5 protein-coding genes are annotated in these 6,000 nt (G+C 72.4%); all 5 read left to right on the forward strand.

The window, feature by feature from the left end:
* Positions 1 to 136: 136 nt before the first annotated feature.
* Positions 137 to 1,372 carry a cation:proton antiporter gene (locus tag AB0C78_RS41455; protein ID WP_360759142.1) on the forward strand — a complete coding sequence of 412 codons (1,236 nt, stop codon included), beginning with the start codon at positions 137 to 139 and terminating at the stop codon, positions 1,370 to 1,372.
* 458 nt (positions 1,373 to 1,830) lie between these two features.
* Positions 1,831 to 2,430: a DJ-1/PfpI family protein gene (locus AB0C78_RS41460; protein WP_360759144.1), complete on the forward strand. Its 600-nt coding sequence runs from the start codon at positions 1,831 to 1,833 to the stop codon at positions 2,428 to 2,430.
* Positions 2,431 to 2,510: 80 nt separating this feature from the next.
* A complete protein-coding gene (locus AB0C78_RS41465) occupies positions 2,511 to 3,242 on the forward strand; it encodes a hypothetical protein (RefSeq protein ID WP_360759146.1) in 732 nt (243 codons plus the stop codon).
* 84 nt (positions 3,243 to 3,326) lie between these two features.
* Positions 3,327 to 4,559: a tryptophan 7-halogenase gene (locus tag AB0C78_RS41470; protein ID WP_151541934.1), complete on the forward strand. Its 1,233-nt coding sequence runs from the start codon at positions 3,327 to 3,329 to the stop codon at positions 4,557 to 4,559.
* Positions 4,560 to 4,691: 132 nt separating this feature from the next.
* Positions 4,692 to 6,000: FAD-dependent oxidoreductase (locus AB0C78_RS41475; RefSeq protein ID WP_360759148.1), on the forward strand; the 1,309-nt coding region annotated here is incomplete at its 3' end.

The following is a 6,000-nucleotide window of genomic DNA, read 5'->3' on the forward strand; positions in this document are numbered from 1 at the left end:
GACAGTGCCGAATCCCCTGCCTAGCCTTCCGATGAAGTCGCGAGGAGTGTCGTTCACCCGGAATTCACCACCGTTTCCGAACGGGCTCCCGGCAATTCGTCGAGATGCGAGACGAGGTCGTCCATTGGAACCGGTAGTGGCCGTGGTCATCGGTGATATCGCGCTGGTCTTCGTGACCGCCACGCTGCTCGGCGCGGCGGCGCGCAAGTGCGGTCAGCCGGCCGTCGTCGGGCAGATCATCGCGGGGATCCTGCTGGGCCCGAGCCTGCTCGGACGACTGCCCGGCCATCTCGACGGCCGGCTGTTCCCGAGCGACGCGCTGCCCTACCTGACCATGCTGTCGCAGGTCGCCATCGTGGTCTTCATGTTCTCGGTCGGGTACGAGCTGGAACTCGGCGCGATCCGCGGGCACGGCCGGGTCGTGCCGCTGCTCGCGCTGGGCGCGCTCCTGGTGCCGATGGCGCTCGGGATGGCGTGCGTGCTGCTCCTGCACCCGGAGTTCGCCGACCTCGGCATGCGCGGCCACGGCCGCTCCTTCCTGCTGTTCATGGGCGTGGCCACGTCCATCACCGCGCTGCCCGTCCTCGCGGCGATCGTGCGGGAGCGCGGCCTCGCCAGGACGACCGCCGGCGTCGTCGCGACCGCCGCGGCGGGGATCATGGACGCGCTGGCCTGGCTGGTGCTGGCCGCGGCGCTGATCGGCAGCGGCCGCACCGGCCGGTTCCCGCTTCCGGTGACGATCCTGCTGGTCAGCGGGTTCGTCGTGGTGATGCTGGTGGTCGTGCGTCCCGCGCTGGCGTGGTGGACGGACCGGGGCCGGTCGGTGCTGTCCAGCCCGGCTCCCGTCGCGTTCGCGCTGGCCATGGGGAGCGCCTGGGTGACCGCCTCGCTCGGCCTGCACCCGGTGTTCGGCGCGTTCCTCGCCGGCCTGGCGATGCACGGCGGGAAGCGGGCGCCCGACGCGGACGTGCTGCGCGCGATGGACCAGGTGGGGAGCCTGCTGCTGCCGCTCTTCTTCGTGGTCACGGGCCTGTCGCTGAACATCGGCGCGGTCCACGGGAAGGCCCTCCTGCTGCTCGGGATCGTGGTGGTCGTCGCCTGCGCCGGGAAGCTGGTGCCCTCCTACGGGATCTCCCGGCTCTGCGGGCTGCCGCCGCGGGAGTCCGCCACGGTCGCGGCGCTCATGAACACGCGGTGCCTGACCGAGCTGATCGCGCTCAACGTGGGGCTCGCCGACGGGATCATCGGCCGGCGGCTCTTCACCGTCCTGGTGCTGATGGCGCTGATCACGACATTCGCCACCTGGCCATTGCTGTCGTTCATTCGGCCGGCCCGGGAGCCGGAGGCGGCCGTGCAGGAATACGTCGCCTGACTTCGGCCCCGCCCATCGCACTTCGGCCCTGGCCATCGCACTTCGGGCATCGCACTTCGGGCATCGCAGTTCGACGCCGCCCATCGCACGGTTTTCCGCGGAAGTCCACCCCGCAATGACGCGGGCGTGGGCGGGCCCGCGCGCGTTCGGCCATGCCGTTCAACCGATGCCGTGTGCGCACTTGAACGCGCGCCCTCGCGATGACCCTCGCCTATTCGCGGCGGCGGCCGACACATTTGACACTCCGGCGGCCGCGACGCACGCTGGGGATGCACGGGAAATACGGACCAATTCGTCGACTGTGCGGGGTTTCAGAATCGACCTGGAATCCATAAAGCGTGTTCTCCGGACGGTTCACCGCCCCGGTCGGCGATGCCGCCGGCCGGCGCCGGACGGGCACGGCGTCCCCCCACCGAACACCGCGATCGATTCCGGTCCACGACGGAAGGCAGGCGCACATGACCGGCTACGGGCTGCTGATCTTCGACGGCGCGGACGAGCTGGACTTCACCGGTCCGTGGGAGGTGTTCGCCGTCTCCTCGATCCTGCGCGACGGGGCCGACTCCTCCGCGCTGATCGCCGAACGGCCGGGCCCCGTGAGCTGCCAGAAGGGCATGCGGGTCGTCCCGAGCCACACCCTGGACGACCACCCGCCGCTGGACGTCCTGGTGGTGCCCGGCGGCGCCGGCGTGCTGCGCGAGCTCGGCAACCCGACCGTCAAGGACTGGATCCGGAAGACCGCCGCGAGCGCCGCGTGGACCGCCAGCGTGAGCACCGGCGCGTTCCTGCTGCACGAGGCCGGGCCGATGCGCGGCCACCGGGCGACGACGCACCACGCCTACACCGAGCGCCTCCAGGCCCTCGACGACGTCACCGTGGTCCCGAACGCGAGGTACGTCGTCGACGGCGACCTGATCACCAGCCAGGGGATCTCCGCGGGCATCGACATGGCGCTGTGGATCGTGGGCCGCCTGCACGGCCGGGACCACGCCCGGGAGGTGCAGTGGCGGCTGCAGTACTACCCCGCGCCGCCCTACCAGGCCGACGAGCCCCTCTGACGCACGGCCGCGCGGACCGGCCCCGGCCGCCCGCGGCCGGCGAGCGCGCTGACATCCCCCGGTGGAAAGGCGAGGAGAGCATGCCGTTCATCAATCCCGAGGACGGATACCTGACCGTCATCAACCTGTTCAAGACCGACACCACGGAGAAGCGGGACCGCCTGCTCAAGGAGACGATGGAGGTGGTCGACAGCGTCGGCTACCCCGGCTGGATCTCCAGCACCGTCCACCTGGGCGAGGACAGGCTCGGCACGCTGAACTTCATCCAGTGGCGCGCCGTCGAGGACCTCCAGTCGTGGTACGCGGGCGAGGTCTTCAAGCACCGCGACATGTCGGTCTTCCTGGAGATCATGACCTACGGCCGGCTGCTGCAGGCCGAGGTCGAGCTGAGCCAGTGCCACCCGGACGCGGGGAAGGTCCCCGAGATCTCCCCGGAGCGCGAGGACTACACGGTCGTCGAGATCTTCGACGTGCAGCCGGAGCGGCAGGGCGCGCTGATCTCCTCGATCAGCGCCGCGCACGAATGGCTCGTCGACACCCCCGGCTACCGGTCGCAGAGCGTCCTGCGCGGTGTGCGCGCGCGGGGCCCCAAGGGGGTCGGCGAGCTGCAGACGCTCGGCCCCGACAACTCCTTCGTCGTCGTCTACTCGCAGTGGTCCGGCAAGGAGGCCTACGACGCGTTCCGCACCGTCCCCGACGACCGGCGGCCGGCCGCCCGCCGCGCGACCGACATCGAGCGGTACGCGCTGACGACCTCCGCCGACTGGAACACCTACCGGGTCGTGCACGCCGGTTCTGCCGACCGGCCGTGAACGCCACCGAATTCCGCACGGTAACGCCATCCGAGGAGCCGCGGCGCAAGGCGCTCGCCATCCGGGAACAATGGAGGTTCGTCAATGCCTGACACGTACGATGCCGTCGTCGTCGGCGGGGGCCCGGCCGGAGCCACGGCCTCGGCGCTGCTGGCCAAGCGCGGCCGGCGGGTGCTGCTGCTGGAGAAGGAGAAGTTCCCCCGCTACCACATCGGGGAGTCGCTCATCCCCGGCGTGATGCCGATCGTCCAGGAGCTCGGCGCCGGGCAGGCGCTCGCCGACCTCGGCGCCACCCCGAAGCGCGGCGTGACGCTGGTGTGGGGCGCCACCCCGGAGCCGTGGACGGTCCGGTTCGACGAGCTCTACGCCGGCGTCATCGAGCCCGGCGAGTTCGACCCGCCCGCCTACCAGGTGAAGCGGGCCGAGTTCGACAACATGCTGCTCATGCACTCGCGGCGGCTCGGCACGACCGTCATCGAGGAGGCCCAGGCGCGCAAGGCCGTGTTCAGCAACGGCCGCTGCACGGGCCTGCTGTACAGCGCGTCCCGCGACGACGAGCTCGTCGAGGTGCGCGCGCCGCTGGTGCTGGACGCGTCCGGCCAGGCGAAGTTCATGGCCCGCAACCGGGACACGGTCATCTGGCACGAGGACCTGAAGAACCTCGCCGTCTGGACCTACTTCCAGGGCGGCGGCCGGCTGGAGGGCAACGACGCCGGCAACATCCTCGTCGAGGCCGTCCCGCCCGGATGGCTGTGGATGATCCCGTTCAGCGACGGCACGTGCAGCGTCGGGTTCGTCGCGCCGAGCGCGGTGTTCGCGGCGTCCGAGCTCACCCCGGAGCGGTTCCTGCACCGGCAGCTGGAGGAGACCGGCTTCATGAAGAAGCTGCTCCAGGACGCCACGCAGGTGGCGCAGGTCCGCACCGCCAAGGACTGGTCGTACAGCTCGACCGAGATGAGCGGGCCCGGGTTCCTGCAGGTCGGGGACGCGGCGGCGTTCGTCGACCCGCTGTTCTCCACCGGCTGCATGCTCGCCATGAAGGGCGGGTCGCTCGCCGCGGAGGCCGCCGACCGCATCCTCGCCGACCCCGGTTCCGAGGAGCAGGTGCGCGCGGTCTACGAGAAGGAGTACCACGCCGTCCTGGACGTGGTGCTCGCGTTCGTCCGCATCTTCTACGACCAGACGCAGAAGGCCGAGGAGTACTTCGACCAGGCGCAGGGACTCGTCGACCCGGACATGTTCCACAAGGCCCGGCAGGACTTCATCGCGCTCATCTCCGGCCTGGCCAAGGCCGTCGACGGCTGGCAGATCGGATAGCGACCGCACGGTCCCCGAAACGGGCGGGCAGGGCGTCCCAGGCGGACGCCCTGCCCGCCCGCGGATTCACCGGGCCCGCGACGAGCGGTGCCCACCCGTCCCCCCCGCACCCGAACGCGAGAGCGAGCCGCAATGCCCCCCACCGCCCCCACCTGTGACGTGCTGGTCGTCGGGGCCGGCCCGGTCGGCCTGGCCGCCGCCCACGAGCTGGCCCGGCACGGCCTGTCCGTGCGCCTGGTCGACGCGGCCGGCGGCCCCGCCGCCACCAGCCGCGCCCTCGGCGTCCACGCCCGCACCCTGGAGACCTACGACCAGATGGGCGTCCTCGGCGCCATGCTCGCCCGGGCCCGCAGGGTCGAGCACCTCACGCTGCACCAGAGCGGCCGCCCGCTGGTGCGGTTCGACGCCGACTACGACCGGCTGCCGACCCGGCACCCCTACTCCGTCATGATCGACCAGACCCGCACCGAGCAGGTGCTGCGGGACGCCGCCGCCCGCCGCGGCGTCCAGGTCGAGTGGGGGACGCGGCTCACCGGCTTCTCCGACGACGGGGACGCCGTCACCGCCGAGCTCGTCCGCGCCGGCGGGGCCGCCGAGACCGTCCGCGCGGCCTGGCTGGTCGGCGCCGACGGCGGCCACTCGACCGTCCGCAAGAAGCTGGGGCTGCGGCTCCGCGGCGACCAGACCGAGACGTGGCTGATCGCCGACGCGGAGGTGCGCTGCGACCTGCCGACCGACTCCATCCACTGGATGCGCACCCGCGAGGGCGCCGTGATGATGGTGCCGTTCGCGGAGGACGGCCGGTGGCGGCTGGTCGACACCCGCGACACCGACCACGAGGGCGACACCGGCGACGCGGCCCTCGCCGCCCGCTTCGCCCGCAAGATCCGGGCCGGCTGCGGCGCCGAGGTCACTGTCGAGCCCCCGACCTGGGTCTCGGTGTTCACCATCCAGCAGCGCATGGTCCCCGCCATGCGGTCCGGGCGCTGCTTCGTCGCGGGCGACGCGGCGCACGTGCACAGCCCCGCGTCCGGGCAGGGCCTCAACACCGGCATCCAGGAGGCGTGCAACCTGGCCTGGAAGCTCGCCGACGTGCACCACGGCCGCGCCGACGACCGGCTGCTCGACAGCTACGACGCCGAACGCGTCCCCGTCGGCGCGGAGCTTCTGCGCTCCACCCGCCGCACCACCACCATGATCCAGGCGAGCGGCCCGGTCGCGCGGGCCGCGCTGCGGACGCTGTTCGCGGTGGTCCGCACCGTCCGGCCGCTGAAGTCGCGGATCGAACGGAAGATCATGGGCGGCACGTCGGCGCTCGGCCTGCGCTACACGTCCGGGCCCCTCGCCGCCGGGCCCGGCGGGGGGGGCCGCCCCGGGCGGCCGGCCCCCGCGGGCCCCCGGGGGGAGCCCCGCGGCGGCGGGGGACCCCCGGGAGGCCGGC

Source organism: Actinomadura sp. NPDC048394, from assembly GCF_040651755.1.
Lineage (GTDB): Bacteria > Actinomycetota > Actinomycetes > Streptosporangiales > Streptosporangiaceae > Spirillospora > Spirillospora montaniterrae.